Genomic DNA, 13,812 nt, shown 5'->3' with positions numbered 1-13,812 from the left:
TCGCCGCCATGCACAACCTCGCCATGACACGGTGAAACAGCAGGCCAAGCACCACTCCGGCCTGCCCGAAACGGACCTTCTGCAACACCCTTTAGCAAGCGCCTGACCCGCGCCCTTCACCGGAACCGACGTCACTACCCCGAACGGCGGCAGCTGAATGGCCATGAGGGCCGGCGCGGGGTGCCCTGGTCCTAGAAGGTCCTTTCCGGCGTCCTGAAGGGTTCCGGAGCATCCACCGCGATGACGAGTCCAGCGGCCCCGCGCCCTGTGACGGCTCCGCGTTGCTCCAACGCCCTCCAGCCACCCGCGCCGAACGGAACTTCCGCTCAACCAGCGACAGCCAGTGCGCCCGTCGTACGGCCCTGTACCGCCGATGCCGATCTCCGAGCCAACCGCCCACCGAGCCGACCGCCAGTCGACACCAGCCAGCAAGGACGTCCCAGCATGAAGGCTTCCCTCAGCCGCGGTGGACGAATAGCCGCCGTCACCGCGACCACCGCTCTCGCCGTCGCCCTGCCCCTGTGCGGCACCGCCACCTCTCCCCCGCCCGGTGGCGGCCCTCCGAGCGGCCTGGCCGGGCCGCAGAACAGCCGGCCCGCCCCAGCCGAACGGGAAGCGGCCGAGCAGGGACCGGCCGAGCAGGCCAATACCGCCCCACCCAGTGCATCGAAGCCGGACGGCCCCATCGAGTCGTCGCTCTCCGTCATGGGTACGGGAGTGGTGGCCGGGGCTGCGACCGTGATGATCGTCCGCCGCCACCAACGCCGCAGCCGCAACGGCCGCCGCTAGGAACTCCCCGTACGACCCCACCGCCCTCGTGCTGCCCGTCCCGGTACCGCGGGGCCGTTCCGTACTGCGCGCAGGAACAAAGAAAGAACCCACCTACGACGAACGGCCATCGCATGAGCCCGTGGGGCACATCGCGATGACCGTCACCGATCAGGGGCCGCAGACCTAGGCGGCCAGATCCTTCTCTCCGGTGCCCTCGGCCCGGGGCTCCGGGATGCCGAGCGGCTCGGCCCGTCCGCCGTCCCGGTCGAGGAGCGGCGAGCGGACGAGCCAGCCGGCTCTGGATGCGGCGATCGCACCGACCAACGGGGTCAGCAGCGCCATCGCGAGGGGCGCCAGCAGCAGCGTGATCGCCGTACCGAGGGCGAAGCCGCCGATCACGTCCGTGGGGTAGTGCACACCCATGTAGACGCGCAGGAAGCCTTCAGCCAGCGCGAGCCCCAGCGCGGCGTACCCCAGCGAACGGTGGGCGAGGAAGATCCCGACGGCGATCGCCATGGCCATGGTCGAGTGGTCGCTGACGAACGAGTAGTCCGTCTTGCCCAGGACGAGAACTTCCAGGTCCTTGTGGTCAACGAAGGGTCTTGGCCGCTCGACGAACCCCCGGATGGGGATGTTGACAACGATCGCCAACGCGGCAGCGAGCGGCGCCCAGGCAAGGGCTGCGAAGCCGGTGATCGAGTCCTCCGCGGTACCGCGGCGGCGCATCGCCCACCAGCTGAGCAGACCGACGACGACCAGGCCGAACATGATCCCGTACTCGCCGACGAATCCCATGATGCGATCGAACCAGGGGGGTGCGGCCTTGGAGAGGTCGTTGATGTCGTAGAGCAGGGCGACGTCGGGACTGGCCCCACCGCCCGACTCCGCGAGGTGGGTACTCGTCTCCGCGGTGGGAAGTCCCGTCCTTGGCTCCGCCAGGGGAATCCCCGATGCGAGTCCAGCCATCTGCTGCGGCCCCTGCCTTCTGTTGCCCTGTAGTGCCCTGTGTCCGCCGCGGCACACAGTGGTGCACCGCTTTCTGCCACCCCCGTGATCAGTGTCATGTGACTGCTGCATGGTCAGTGCGGCTGCTCAGTCCAGGGAACGGCCTGTTCCCCGCAGAGGTTCCACACTCCACCGAACGATCACCATGACGTTACCGAAGAGAAATACATCGCCGCAGCTCAGCGCCTTGGCTTAACGGAGAGTTCCGGCCACGCGACAGCCCTGTCAGGCCGTCGGAGGGTGCGTGGGAAGCGAATTCGCGCCGTCCTCGGTAACCCGGGTCGCGCCAAAATAGTCTGGGGTGTCGATTTTGTCGAAACGAATCACGGCGCCCGGACGCGGCGCGTTGATCATGTAGCCGCCGCCGACGTACAGACCCACATGCCGGATCGCCCGTGAGTTGGTGAGGTCGTCGGAGAAGAAGACCAGGTCACCGGGGAGCAGTTCACCACGTGAAGGGTGCGGGCCCGCGTTGTACTGGTCGTTGGCGACGCGGGGGAGATCGATGCCAACCGTTTTGAAAGCGGCCTGAGTCAGCCCGGAACAGTCGAACCGCCCGTCCTGCTCCGGTGTGCCGTTGCCGCCCCAGAGGTACTTGGTGCCCAACTGCCGCTGCGCGAAGTCGATGGCTCCCGCGGCCTGCCGGGAAGGGTCCACCCGCCCGATGGGCCGGGCGAAGCTCTTCTCCAACGTACGGATGACCTTCACGTAGTTCTGGGTTTCCTTGTACGGGGGAACACCGCCGTACCGGATCACCGCGTAGGCACCGGCGTTGTAGGCGGCGAGCATGTTGTTGGTGGGATCGCCGCCGGCCTTCTTCACATATCCGGCCAGTTTGCAGTCGTAGGTGGCTGCGGACGGAATGGCGTCGGCCGGGTCCCACACATCGCGGTCGCCGTCCTTGTCGCCGTCAACTCCGTGCGCGGCCCATGTGCCGGGGATGAACTGGGCGATGCCCTGGGCGGCTGCGTGGCTCTGCGCCCGGGGGTTCCAACCGCTCTCCTGGTACAGCTGGGCGGCGAGGAGCGCGGGGTTGATCGCGGGGCAGAGGTTGCCCCACGTCTGCACCAGCGCCTGGTAGCGGGCGGGCACGGCGCCCTTGGCCAGCCCCACGGCTCCTGACTTGCCGTTGACGCCGCCCCCGAAGAGTCCCGAGGCGGCGGAGAAGGTGCCCACGACCAGCAGGGCGATGAACAGAAGGCAGGCCCCGACGGACATTCCCGCGATCAGCCACGCCTTACGCACCGTCAACCACCCTTCACCCCATGGGAGTACGCCCTGCGCCAGTGTAGGCGGCGCAGGGTCATTTCAGGAGATGGCCCAGGAGGGCGGTACGGGGGTGTTGGGCGGCCGGATCCCGGCCGGTGGCAGCCGGACGTCACCCCTCACCCGAGGGCCCCACCCACCCCTTCACGACATGAGCCCTTCCCCGAACGGTCCGGCGTCTTCGCGCATCTCACACCCCACCCGTCCCTTCACGGCTTGCGCCCCACCCCCGCGTACATGGCCACCTCGGCCGCCCCCTCGTCGCCAGGGCCGGGGCGCCACCGCGAACACGGGACCACGCCGGGTTCGAGCAGTTCCAGACCGTCGAAGTACCGCTCGATCTGGGTCGGGGTGCGCTGGGTGAGTCGGGGTGTCCCGTGCTCGTTCCAGAAGGCGACCGCGGCATCGACCTCGGGCATCGAAGCACTGGTGATCGTGTGCGACAGCACGAGATGACTGCCGGGCGCCAGCGCGGACATCAGTCGCTGTACGAGGTCGTACGTCTCCTCGTGGTCCTCGACGAAGATGACGACGCCCAGCAGCATCAGCGCGACCGGCCGGGACAGGTCGAGCGTCTTGGCCGCGCGCTCCAGGATCAGGTCCGTATCGCGTAGATCGGCATCGAGGTAGTCGGTACGGCCCTCCCTGGCGCTCTTGAGCAGCGCACGGGCATGGGTGAGGACCAGGGGGTCGTTGTCCACGTAGACGATCCGCGACTCGGGCGCCACCCGCTGCGCGACCTCATGGGTGTTGTCGCCGCTGGGCAGTCCCGTCCCGATGTCGAGGAACTGGCGCACCCCTGCCGTCGTGACCAGATGGTTCACGGACCGCCCGAGGAAGAGCCGGTCGGCGAGGGCGTACTCCCCGATACCGGGATGGATCGATCGGATGCGATCGCCCGCCTCACGATCGACGGGGTAGTGGTCCTTGCCGCCCAACCAGTAGTTCCAGATCCGGGCGGTGTGGGGCCGTGTGGTGTCGATCCGGACGAGGCTGTCCTGATATTCCGTCACAGCACTCACCGTATCCAAGTCGCCACTCTCAGACAGGCGTTGCGGAAAGCAGGGGCCGCACCGAGAACCGGGGCCCTGGAGGACGGCACTCCCGCCTCACTCCCGCACCCCGACGCAGTCCGGGGACCCCATCCGCATCCGCCACCGCACCACCGGGACAGACGTGACGCAGTCGGCCTCAAAGCGGACAGCGCGCGCCGGAAACGTGAGGAACGCCCCAAAGGTGGAACAACGACAGTCATTGCCCGGAGTCACTCTCCGTGATACACAGAGTGACGGTACGGGCTCCTCGCAGCGGATTGGTCCACCTCTCCGCAGGTCAGGGCTGGTGGGATCGGTCATACGTGCGGAGATCGGGTAAAGAGACCAGCCAAGTCGGCATACGCGGACGGTTTCATCAGCGAAGATAGAGCGATGACCCATGCCGAGGGGCACGGGCGGCTAACAACCCGACAGGGGCGGTGACTTACACATGATCCTGGCAGCCGAAAAGGGCGACATCAACACCATCATCGGCGGAATCGCTCCAAATTGGGGGCCTTTCGGCGACCTGGGCCAAGAAGCCCGGGTGATGATCGAGGTAGTGATGGCCGTGGCCATCTTGCTCTGCCTGGGCATCGCGATCTGGGGCGCGGCAAAGCAGCGCATCGGCGCGACCGCGCTCCGCGACACCTTCAGCGCCGAGCAGGGCAAGGGCCTGATCGTCGCCGGTCTGACCGGCGTCTTCATCATCGGATCACTGGGGACCGTCTTCACCATCGTGTACGGGATGGCCGTCTGACCCGCCCCGTCCGCCCCGACCTCATTCGTCCACGCCCCGCACCCATTCCTCCCCTCTCCTCAGAGGTTGCGTCTCCCTGATGTCGAGTCACCACACCGCGCCCACGCGGAACCCAGCGCGACTACCGTCGTCGTACGACACGGAGTACGACTCGGATTACGACAGGCAGTGCGGCACGGAGTCGGTCTCCGCGGATCTGCACACGGTTGGGGGAGGACGTCTCCCGCAGCGGAGCGAGGGGACGGGCACACGATGAGCCACGGGGACGAACACGGATACCGCGGCGACCCCGGCAGCCGTACCGACGACGACTTCGGGGGTACGGGCCAGACCCGCACCCGGCTGCCGGGCGCCGGCGACACCGACGAGTACGGAGCGGCCCGCCGCCCCGCCCACAGCTCCCGCTCACTGATCACCGTGATCGGGATCGTGGTGCTCCTCATCGCCGCCATCGCCTTCGTCAACCGGGGCGACGACAGCGATGAACCCGACAGCTCACCGAAGGGCGCCGACGCCCAGCCGACGTCGGCCACGGGCGTGGACCCCGTCAAGGGCAAGACCGCGAACATCCCCACCGGCTACGCACGCGACGAACAGGGCGCCCAGAGCGCGGCGGCGAACTACGCGGTGGCACTGGGGTCTGACGGGATGTATTCCCAAACCAGCCGCGTCGACATCGTGAACACCGTGTACGCACCCGAGGTCGCCGAAGCGCGCAGAGGCGATCTCGACAAGGTGTATTCGGACGAGAAGTTCCTCAGCGGCATCGGGTTGAAGCCGGACGGATCAGCGCCTGAGGGAATGACCTTCGTCACCCGCACCAACCCCATGGGCTCCAAGGTGGAGAACTTCAGCGCCAACACCGCGAAGGTCTCCGTCTGGTACTCCGAACTGTTCGGGCTAGCCGGCGAATCCTCCAAGACTCCGGTCACCCAGAGCTGGTACACGAACACGTTCGAACTGAAGTGGGTCAACGGTGACTGGAAGGTCGCCGACTTCACGCAGAAGGACGGCCCGGTTCCCGTCGGCCGCGATCAGACCGCTTCCGGCGCCAAGGAGATGGCGGATGCCGTCGAACAGTTCGGAGGGTTCACCTATGCACGCTAGTCGCCGCACTCTCTCCGTCGCCACCGCGTTCGCCGGAATCCAGACCGCGGTGGTCCTCCTTGCCTCCCGAGCAACCGCCGCGCCGACGCCGAGCCCGTCGCCCAGCCCGAGCAAGAGCAGCGACTCCTGTGAGCTGGTGCGCGGTCCGGCCCGCGACTTCTGTGACAGCGGCGAACCGGGTGGAGCCCGTCGGAGCAGTCCCCTCGACGACCCCGCCAACGCCGCCGACCCCCTCGGCGCCCTCGCCCGCGGCTGCGCCGACGCCGCCTCGTGGACCGTGGAGACCCTCTCCAAGGCCGTGAAGTCCACCGCGACCGTCGACTTCACCAACACCACGTTCCTCTCCCAGTACGCGATCGTCTTCGCCGCCGCCACGATCCTCACGCTCATCCTCTGGCTGCTCGCCGTGGCCAAGCGCGCCATCCGCGGCGTTCCGCTGATGACCGCAGTCTCCGAGGCCATCGGATTCCTCTGGCTGACCGTCCTCGCCTCAGCGTTCACCCCACTGATCCTCTACACCTTGGTCTCGGCCACCGACGGGGTCACCGACGTCATCGCGGGCGGCACCAGCAGGGACACGGACGTGTTCTTCGGGACCTTCTCCGAGGCCCTGAAGAAGGGCGAGGGCATCGGCGGCGGCCCGATCATGCTCATCGTGGTCTCCCTGGTCACCATCGTCGCCGCGGGAGTCCTGTACCTGGAGCTCTTCATCCGCGCGATCCTGCTGTACGTCGGCGCCCTCCTCGGCGTCGTCGTCTACTCAGGGCTCGTCGACAAGAACATGTGGGGCAACGCCCGCCGCTGGGTGGGCATCATGATCGCGATCATCCTGGTCAAACCGGTCATCGTGATCGTCCTGGGACTGGCGGGCGCGCTGTCCGCCGACGACGGACCCGACTCCTTCTCCGCCGTGGTCTCCGGACTCGCCATCATCATCCTGGCCATCGTCGCCTCCGCGATGATCTACCGGTTCGTCCCCGGCTTCGGCGACGAGATCGCGGCCTCCCGGAACAACCGCCTCCAAGGCGGTGTCGAGAACCGGGCCGCCGCCGTCATCAGCTCCCCCGCCGCCCTCGTGTCACAGGGCATCAAGACCCATAGCGCCCGCGGCAACCCCGGCAGCGAAAGCAACAGCAGCAGCGCAGCCCGTCCCGCGAACGCCGTCGGCGGGGGCATGGCCGCCCACAGCAGCCGCCCCACCGGAGGTTCCGGCGGAGCCGCACCGCCGCCCCGTAGCGCACCCCCCGGCACCGGCTCCCCGCACGGCAACCGCAACAGCACAGGAGGTGCAGGGCGTTGAGCACCCAGGCCCACCCCATCACGCCCCGCCGTACGTATCTCATCGGCCGGGCCCGGCCGAACGCGATCATCGGCAAGAACCGCGAGACCGGCGAGATCGCCCTGATCATCGCCGGCGCGTTCCTCGGCATGATGAGCGGGCTGCTGGTCCCCCTCCTCACCCTGCGGATCGTGCTGCTGATGGGCTTCCCGATGATCGCGCTGGCCGCGGTCTATGTGCCCTACAAGCACCGGACGTTCTACAAGTGGTTCGAGATCAACCGCAGCTTCAAGCGCACCGTCCGGGCCAACACCGTCTACCGCTCCGCCGCCGCCGAAGCGGGCACCCGACTCGACGGACGTGAGGTCGAAGTCGGGCCGCCGCCGGGCATCGGCAGGATCAACTGGCTCGCCGCGCCCTTCGGCCCCGACGAGATCGCCGTCCTCCTCCACGCCGACCGACGCACCGTCACCGCCGCCATCGAGATCGAGGGCCCCGGAGTCGGTCTGCGCGACAGCGAGGACCAGGAGGCGCTCGTCGACCGCTTCGGCACCCTGCTGAAGCACGTCGCCAACGGCGACGGATTCGTCACCCGCATCCAGATGCTCGCCCGTACGTTGCCCGCCGATCCGGACGCCCACGCCAAGGACGTCGCCCAGCGCGGCGACATCCACTCGCCGGTCTGGCTGCGCGACTCCTACGACCAGCTCCAGTCGATGGTCTCCACATCGAGCGAACAGCACCGCGCGTACCTGGTCGCCTGCATGCACTACACCCGCGACCTCGCCGCCGAAGCCCAGGCCATGGCCCGTGCCGCCCGCGCGGCCACCAAGTCCCGCAAGCTGGACAAGGACGCCGGACTCGCCGTCGTCATGGCCCGCGAACTCACCGACATCTGCGCCCGGCTCGCCGAAGCCGACATCCGCGTCCGCCAACCGCTCGGCCAGAGCCGACTGGCCTCCCTCGTGCACTCCATGTACGACCCCGACCACCCCATCGACCACATCCAGGCCATGACCAAGCGCAACGCCTGGCCCGCGGAACTCGACGCCATGCAGCCCACCTACCTCCAGGCCAAGACCCGCGAGTCCTCCACCCGCGCGCCCTGGTGCCACTCCACCGCCTGGGTGAAGGAATGGCCGATGACGCCGGTCGGCGTGAACTTCCTCGCGCCGCTGCTCGTCCACACCCCTGATGTGATCCGTACGGTCGCGGTCACCATGGACCTCGAACCGACCGAAGTCGCCATCGAACGGATGCTCACCGAGAAGACCAACGACGAGGCCGACGCCAGCCGCGCCGCCAAGATGAACCGCACGGTCGACCCACGGGACATCGCAGCCCACGGTCGACTCGACCAGCGGGGTGAAGATCTCGCCAGCGGTGCGGCGGGCGTCAACCTGGTCGGGTACATCACTGTGTCGTCCCGTTCGCCCGAGGCCCTGGCCAGGGACAAGCGGACGATCAGGGCCTCAGCCGGCAAGTCGTACCTCAAGCTGGAGTGGTGCGACCGCGAGCACCACCGGGCCTTTGTGAACACCTTGCCGTTCGCGACCGGCATCCGGCGTTAAGGGGCCCCTGTGCGAGATCCGATGACCGTCCTCACCGAGGCGTTCACCTCCTTCGTCTTCGGGAAGGTGGAAACGACCCGGATGCCCGTCCGCACCTCCACCGGACAGGCCCAGGCCGTCTACCTCCCGACCGCGGCCCCCGGCCTCGGCGACTCGGGCGTCATCATCGGCCGCGAGGTCTACAGCGGAAAGGGCTACATCTACGACCCGTTCCAGCTGTACGGTCAGCAGCTACCCGCCCCGCACTGGCTCGTGCTCGGCGAATCCGGCAACGGAAAGTCGGCGCTGGAGAAGACGTACGTCCTACGGCAACTGCGGTTCCGGGACCGCCAGGTCGTCGTGCTCGACGCACAGGGCGAAGACGGCGTCGGGGAATGGAACCTCATCGCGCAGGAGCTGGGAATAACCCCCATCCGGCTCGACCCGATGACCGCCATGGACGACGGCATCCGACTGAACCCGCTGGACCCTGCGATCGCCTCAACGGGGCAGCTCGCCCTGCTGCGCACGATCATCGAGGTCGCCATGGGCCACGGTCTCGACGAACGCTCCGGCTTCGCCCTCAAGGTCGCCCACGCCTTCGTCAACGAGACCATCACCAACCGCCAGCCGGTCCTCACCGACATCGTCGAGCAGCTGCGCCACCCGGAAGCGGAGTCGGCGGAGGCGATGAACGTCGACATAGACGACGTACGCGCCTGGGGTCTCGATGTCGCCCTGGTACTCGACCGGCTCGTCGACGGTGACCTCAGGGGCATGTTCGACGGCCCCACATCCGTGGGCATCGACCTCGACGCGCCGCTGATCGTCTTCGACCTCTCCCACATCGACCGCAACTCCATCGCCATGCCGATCCTGATGGCGATCGTCGGCGTGTGGCTGGAGCACACCTGGATCCGCCCCGACCGGAAGAAGCGCATCTTCCTGGTCGAAGAGGCATGGCACATCATCAATTCGCCGTTCGTGGCCCAACTCTTCCAGCGCCTGCTGAAGTTCGGCCGTCGGCTCGGCCTCTCGTTCGTCGCCGTCGTCCACCACCTCTCGGACGTCGTCGACGGAGCGGCGGCCAGAGAAGCGGCAGCGATCCTCAAGATGGCGTCCACCCGAACCATCTACGCGCAGAAGGCGGACGAAGCCCGAGCCACCGGCCGGGTCCTCGGTCTGCCGCGCTGGGCGGTGGAGATCATTCCCACCCTCACACCGGGCATCGCCGTCTGGGACGTGAACGGCAATGTGCAGGTCGTCAAGCACCTGATCACCGAGGCGGAACGGCCGCTGGTCTTCACCGACCGGGCCATGACGGAGTCCTCGGGACCCACGCTGCCGGAGGACCTCGCAGCCGCGGAGTGGGAGACGGAGCAACGCGCCGCCCGCATCGAGCAGCAACGCCTCAACGGGGCGACCGAGTCATCCGAGTCGACCGTCGCCTGATGGGGGTGTCCGAGCTGAAGGAGTGAGATGAGAACGCACGAGCAGCCCCAACGGACCGGTGGAGTCCCCGACGGTCTTCTCGTGGGCCTGCTCGGCCTCTTCCTCGGATCACTGGTCATGGCGTGGACGGCGACCGGGCTGGCCGGGCTCTTCGCGCACGGCGCCTGGCCGACCGGAGTGACCTTCAAGAACACCCCGCAGGCGTTGCGTTCCCTGATCTCCGCTCCCCAGGACCTCGCCGCCGCCTGGCCCGCCACCCCTGCGAAAGAACTCTCCGGATACGGAATGTTCTGGGGCATCCTCATCGGCCAACTGATGGTGCTGGGAGTCCTGGCGGTCTTCGCGGTGGGCACCCTGGCCCGTTGGAAGTCGGTACGAGCGGCAGCCCGACGCGATGGGCAACCGGCCCGGGCAGCAGGTCCCGACGAGCACGAACGGCAAACCAAGGGCGGCCAGGAGAGCGAGCCCGACCAGGGTCCGGCCCTCGGCGTCTGGGACCCCTACGGTCCGACGTCCGCGACTCCGGAGAACGCCACCACAGCGCCGAACCCGGTGGAACGACCCACGGAACCCACAGCACCGACCCCACCGGCCACCGCCGTCGCACCGCCGGTCCCCGTACCCGTACCGGTGCCCCGCACTCCGCGACTGTTCTACGGAGACGCCGCCACCCGGCGCCCCAGCGCGGTCCAGGCCGTCCTGGAGGCAGCGGGACCGGTACTCGTCATCACATCCGACCCCACCGTGTGGGCGGACACCAAGGACGCACGATCCAAGTTGGGCCCCGTGCACATCTACGACCCGGGGCATCTCTGCGACACCCCGGCCCGCCTCCACTGGTCCCCGCTGGCCGGTTGCGACAACGCCGACACCGCCGCGGCACGTGCCACCGCGCTCCTGGCCCCCGTACGTCCACGCGCCCTGCTCGACACGGCCATGGCCGACACCGCGGAAACTCTCCTGCGCTGCTGGCTCCACGCCGCGGCGATCGACAGCCGTCCGTTCAAACAGGTCCTCCGCTGGTCCCAGGGCGGTGGCACCCGGGAGGCCGTACGGGTCCTCCGTACGCATCCCAAGGCAGCAGCGGGCCAGGCGGGGCTGTTGGAATCCGCCCTCACGGCTCACCCCGAACGCCGAGACATCGCACAGCAGTTGACGCACCGTGCGCTCTCCGCACTGTCGTCGGTCCACATCCGCGAGGCGTGCACACCAAATCGAAATGATTCGCTCGCCTTGGAATCATTCTTGGACGAAGGGGGAACCCTGTACCTGGTGGGGGAACCCATCGAAGACCCCCGCTCCGCCCCAGGGGCGATGCCACTGCTCACCGCTCTGGCCTCACACGTGGTCGAGCACGGCCGCCGCATGGCCGCACGGTCATCCGCCGGCCGGCTCGACCCACCAATGACCCTCGTCCTCGACGATGTCGCGGCCGTGGCTCCCGTTCCCCGTCTCCCAGCGCTCCTGGCACACGGTGAGGAACAGGGCATGATCACTCTGGTGCTGCTGCGCTCGGCCGAACAGGCCCGGGCCCGCTGGCCTGAACCGCTACCGCAGTAGCGCATGTCCCCAGAACCCGTTGGCTTCGGCCGCGTGTCTCACAGCTGGGCGTTGAGTCGGGCCGCCTGACGCATCAGATGGTCGCGCTCGGCAAGGTTGGGGGCCTTCCGAGCCGCCTCGGCGTACAGCCGTGCCGCTGTCACCGGGTCCCCGTCGCGTTCATGGAGGTACGCGGCCACTGCCGCATGGCGGGGCAGAGTGTCGTCCAGCACCGCGAGTTCCGCCAGTCCGGCCCGCGGCCCGTCGGCCTCGCCGACGGCCACCGCACGATTGAGCCGGACGACCGGACTCTCCGTCAACCGCACCAGTTCGTCGTACCACTCAACGATCTGCACCCAGTCGGTCTCCTCGGCGGTGAGCGCGTCTGCGTGCAGTGCGGCGATGGCGGCCTGGGCCTGGAACTCCCCCAGTCGATCGCGGGCGAGCGCCGTCTGAAGGATCTCAACGCCCTCCGCGATTGACTCGGTGTCCCACCGACCGCGGTCCTGCTCAGCAAGCGGAACCAGGCTGCCGTCCTGTGCGGTCCGGGCAGCACGCCGGGCGTGGTGCAGCAGCATCAGCGCAAGCAACCCCGCCACCTCGGGATGGTCGATCGCGGCGGTGAGCTGTCGGGTGAGCCGGATCGCCTCGGCGGCGAGGTCGACATCACCGGAGTAGCCCTCGTTGTAGACCAGGTAGAGGACGCGCAGAACGGTCGCCACATCCCCCGGCTGATCGAACCGTACGTCGGAAACGGTGCGCTTGGCCCGGCTGATGCGCTGCGCCATGGTCGCCTCGGGCACCAGATACGCCTGAGCGATCTGGCGGGTGGTCAGCCCGCCCACGGCGCGCAGGGTGAGTGCGACCGCTGACGACGGTGTCAGCGAGGGATGCGCACACAGGAAGTAGAGCTGGAGAGTGTCGTCCACGGCGGAGGCTGGCCCGGGTGCAGGCTCATCGTCCACAAGCCCCTCGCGCCGACGACGGGCAGCGTCCGCCCTGGTCGCATCCAGGAACTTGCGCCAGGCAACGGTGACCAGCCAGCCCTTCGGATCCCGCACCGGGGTCTGGTGGGAGGAGCTCGGAGACGGTTCCGTCGGCCAGTGGCGGACCGCCTCGATCAGCGCATCCTGCACTGCGTCCTCGGCCGCCGCGAAGTCTGCTCCGCGGCGGACGAGGATTCCGAGCACGCTCGGGGTGAGACTCCGGAGCAGAGCCTCATTCATCGGAGACGTCATTCGCTGATGGTGGGCGGCGCGGACAGGAACGGACGCAGCTCAAGCCACTCATGGATCGGCTTCCCGCCCGCCCCGGGGGCGGCCGAGAGTTCGCCGGCCAGTTCAACGGCGCGCTCATAGCTGTCGACATCGATCACCATCCAGCCGGCGATGAGGTCCTTGGTCTCGGCGAACGGCCCATCAGTGACCGGCGGGCGGCCCTCGCCGTCGTATCGGACGAATGTGCCCTCGGGGGCGAGCGCCTGACCGTCGATGAACTCGCCGGACTTCTCAAGCCGAGCCGCGAAGTCGTTCATGTACTGCACATGGGCTGAGATCTCCTGCGGTGTCCACTGGTCCATCGGTACGTCGTTGACGGCAGCCGGGGCGCCACGGTAGTGCTTGAGCAGCAGGTACTTGGCCATCGTGCTTCTCCTCGATGCTGTACGACCCATCGTGGTCGCGTTCACTACGGGGACGGAGCCAGTCACGGGTTCTCGACATCACCGACGACTTTTCTGACCCGCATTTCTGATTTCCTGACCCGCATTTCTGGTCCACATTCTGGTAGATGCGCCCCAGATACACTTCACGCAACGAGGTAAGCACACAGAGTCACTCTTCGAGATCTGCCGCGGCCGTCAGATGCCACGAGTGACAGCCTGGTGCTCCTTCCTTCTGCTCCCGTTCAGGGCACTTCGGAAATGAACACGAAGTCCCGACGGGAAAATATCTCTGGAAATGCGAAAAGGGCCCTGTACCTAGCCGGTACAGGGCCCTCATCACAATAATTGTTCGGCGGCGTCCTACTCTCCCACAGGGTCCCCCCTGC

Annotated in this window: 12 protein-coding genes; 7 read left to right on the top strand and 5 right to left on the bottom strand. The window is 67.9% G+C overall.

Going from position 1 to position 13,812, the window contains the following annotated elements:
- The first annotated feature begins 444 nt into the window (after nucleotides 1-444).
- A complete protein-coding gene (locus ACFXJL_RS34515) occupies nucleotides 445-789 on the top strand; it encodes a hypothetical protein (RefSeq protein ID WP_384699392.1) in 345 nt (114 codons plus the stop codon).
- A 165-nt stretch (nucleotides 790-954) separates the two neighbouring features.
- Here ACFXJL_RS34515 and ACFXJL_RS34510 read toward each other — a convergent pair whose 3' ends face one another.
- The 3 genes from ACFXJL_RS34510 to ACFXJL_RS34500 form a co-directional block, all read right to left on the bottom strand.
- Nucleotides 955-1,737, bottom strand: a complete 783-nt coding sequence (locus tag ACFXJL_RS34510) for a phosphatase PAP2 family protein (RefSeq protein ID WP_358879574.1) — start codon at nucleotides 1,735-1,737, stop codon at nucleotides 955-957.
- Nucleotides 1,738-2,001: 264 nt separating this feature from the next.
- Nucleotides 2,002-3,021, bottom strand: a complete 1,020-nt coding sequence (locus ACFXJL_RS34505) for a bifunctional lytic transglycosylase/C40 family peptidase (protein WP_329020844.1) — start codon at nucleotides 3,019-3,021, stop codon at nucleotides 2,002-2,004.
- Nucleotides 3,022-3,251: 230 nt separating this feature from the next.
- Nucleotides 3,252-4,064, bottom strand: coding sequence for an SAM-dependent methyltransferase (locus ACFXJL_RS34500; protein ID WP_384699388.1), 813 nt, complete (start codon nucleotides 4,062-4,064; stop codon nucleotides 3,252-3,254).
- Nucleotides 4,065-4,527: 463 nt separating this feature from the next.
- On the opposite strand from ACFXJL_RS34500, the gene ACFXJL_RS34495 reads away from it, so the two are divergent.
- The 6 genes from ACFXJL_RS34495 to ACFXJL_RS34470 all read left to right on the top strand — a co-directional run bounded on the left by ACFXJL_RS34495 (nucleotide 4,528) and on the right by ACFXJL_RS34470 (nucleotide 11,784).
- Nucleotides 4,528-4,836 (top strand): hypothetical protein, encoded by a 309-nt coding sequence (locus tag ACFXJL_RS34495; RefSeq protein WP_329020846.1) that lies wholly within the window; start codon nucleotides 4,528-4,530, stop codon nucleotides 4,834-4,836.
- A 252-nt stretch (nucleotides 4,837-5,088) separates the two neighbouring features.
- Complete coding sequence (locus ACFXJL_RS34490; protein ID WP_384699384.1) at nucleotides 5,089-5,943, top strand: hypothetical protein; 855 nt, start codon at nucleotides 5,089-5,091, stop codon at nucleotides 5,941-5,943.
- Nucleotides 5,933-7,243, top strand: coding sequence for a hypothetical protein (locus ACFXJL_RS34485; protein WP_383535515.1), 1,311 nt, complete (start codon nucleotides 5,933-5,935; stop codon nucleotides 7,241-7,243). Before ACFXJL_RS34490 ends, ACFXJL_RS34485 begins: the two co-directional genes overlap by 11 nt.
- Complete coding sequence (locus tag ACFXJL_RS34480) at nucleotides 7,240-8,793, top strand: SCO6880 family protein (RefSeq protein WP_384699380.1); 1,554 nt, start codon at nucleotides 7,240-7,242, stop codon at nucleotides 8,791-8,793. The genes ACFXJL_RS34485 and ACFXJL_RS34480 overlap by 4 nt, the downstream gene beginning before the upstream one ends.
- Before the next feature lie 21 nt (nucleotides 8,794-8,814).
- Entirely contained in the window at nucleotides 8,815-10,224 is a 1,410-nt protein-coding gene (locus tag ACFXJL_RS34475) for an ATP-binding protein (protein WP_383535617.1), read from the top strand.
- A gap of 27 nt (nucleotides 10,225-10,251) precedes the next feature.
- Nucleotides 10,252-11,784 (top strand): type VI secretion protein, encoded by a 1,533-nt coding sequence (locus ACFXJL_RS34470; protein ID WP_384699377.1) that lies wholly within the window; start codon nucleotides 10,252-10,254, stop codon nucleotides 11,782-11,784.
- 38 nt (nucleotides 11,785-11,822) lie between these two features.
- Here ACFXJL_RS34470 and ACFXJL_RS34465 read toward each other — a convergent pair whose 3' ends face one another.
- Together ACFXJL_RS34465 and ACFXJL_RS34460 are read right to left on the bottom strand one after the other, a co-directional pair.
- On the bottom strand, nucleotides 11,823-12,989 hold the full coding sequence (locus ACFXJL_RS34465; RefSeq protein WP_384699395.1) for an RNA polymerase sigma factor: 1,167 nt from the start codon (nucleotides 12,987-12,989) through the stop codon (nucleotides 11,823-11,825).
- Nucleotides 12,990-12,997: 8 nt separating this feature from the next.
- Nucleotides 12,998-13,405, bottom strand: a complete 408-nt coding sequence (locus tag ACFXJL_RS34460) for a YciI family protein (RefSeq protein ID WP_384644546.1) — start codon at nucleotides 13,403-13,405, stop codon at nucleotides 12,998-13,000.
- Nucleotides 13,406-13,812 lie beyond the last annotated feature (407 nt).

This window comes from Streptomyces sp. NPDC059256 (assembly GCF_042753785.1).
Taxonomy (GTDB): Bacteria; Actinomycetota; Actinomycetes; order Streptomycetales; family Streptomycetaceae; genus Streptomyces.
Note: the sequence above shows the minus strand (reverse complement) of the source record. Positions and strands in the feature narration are given on the sequence as shown.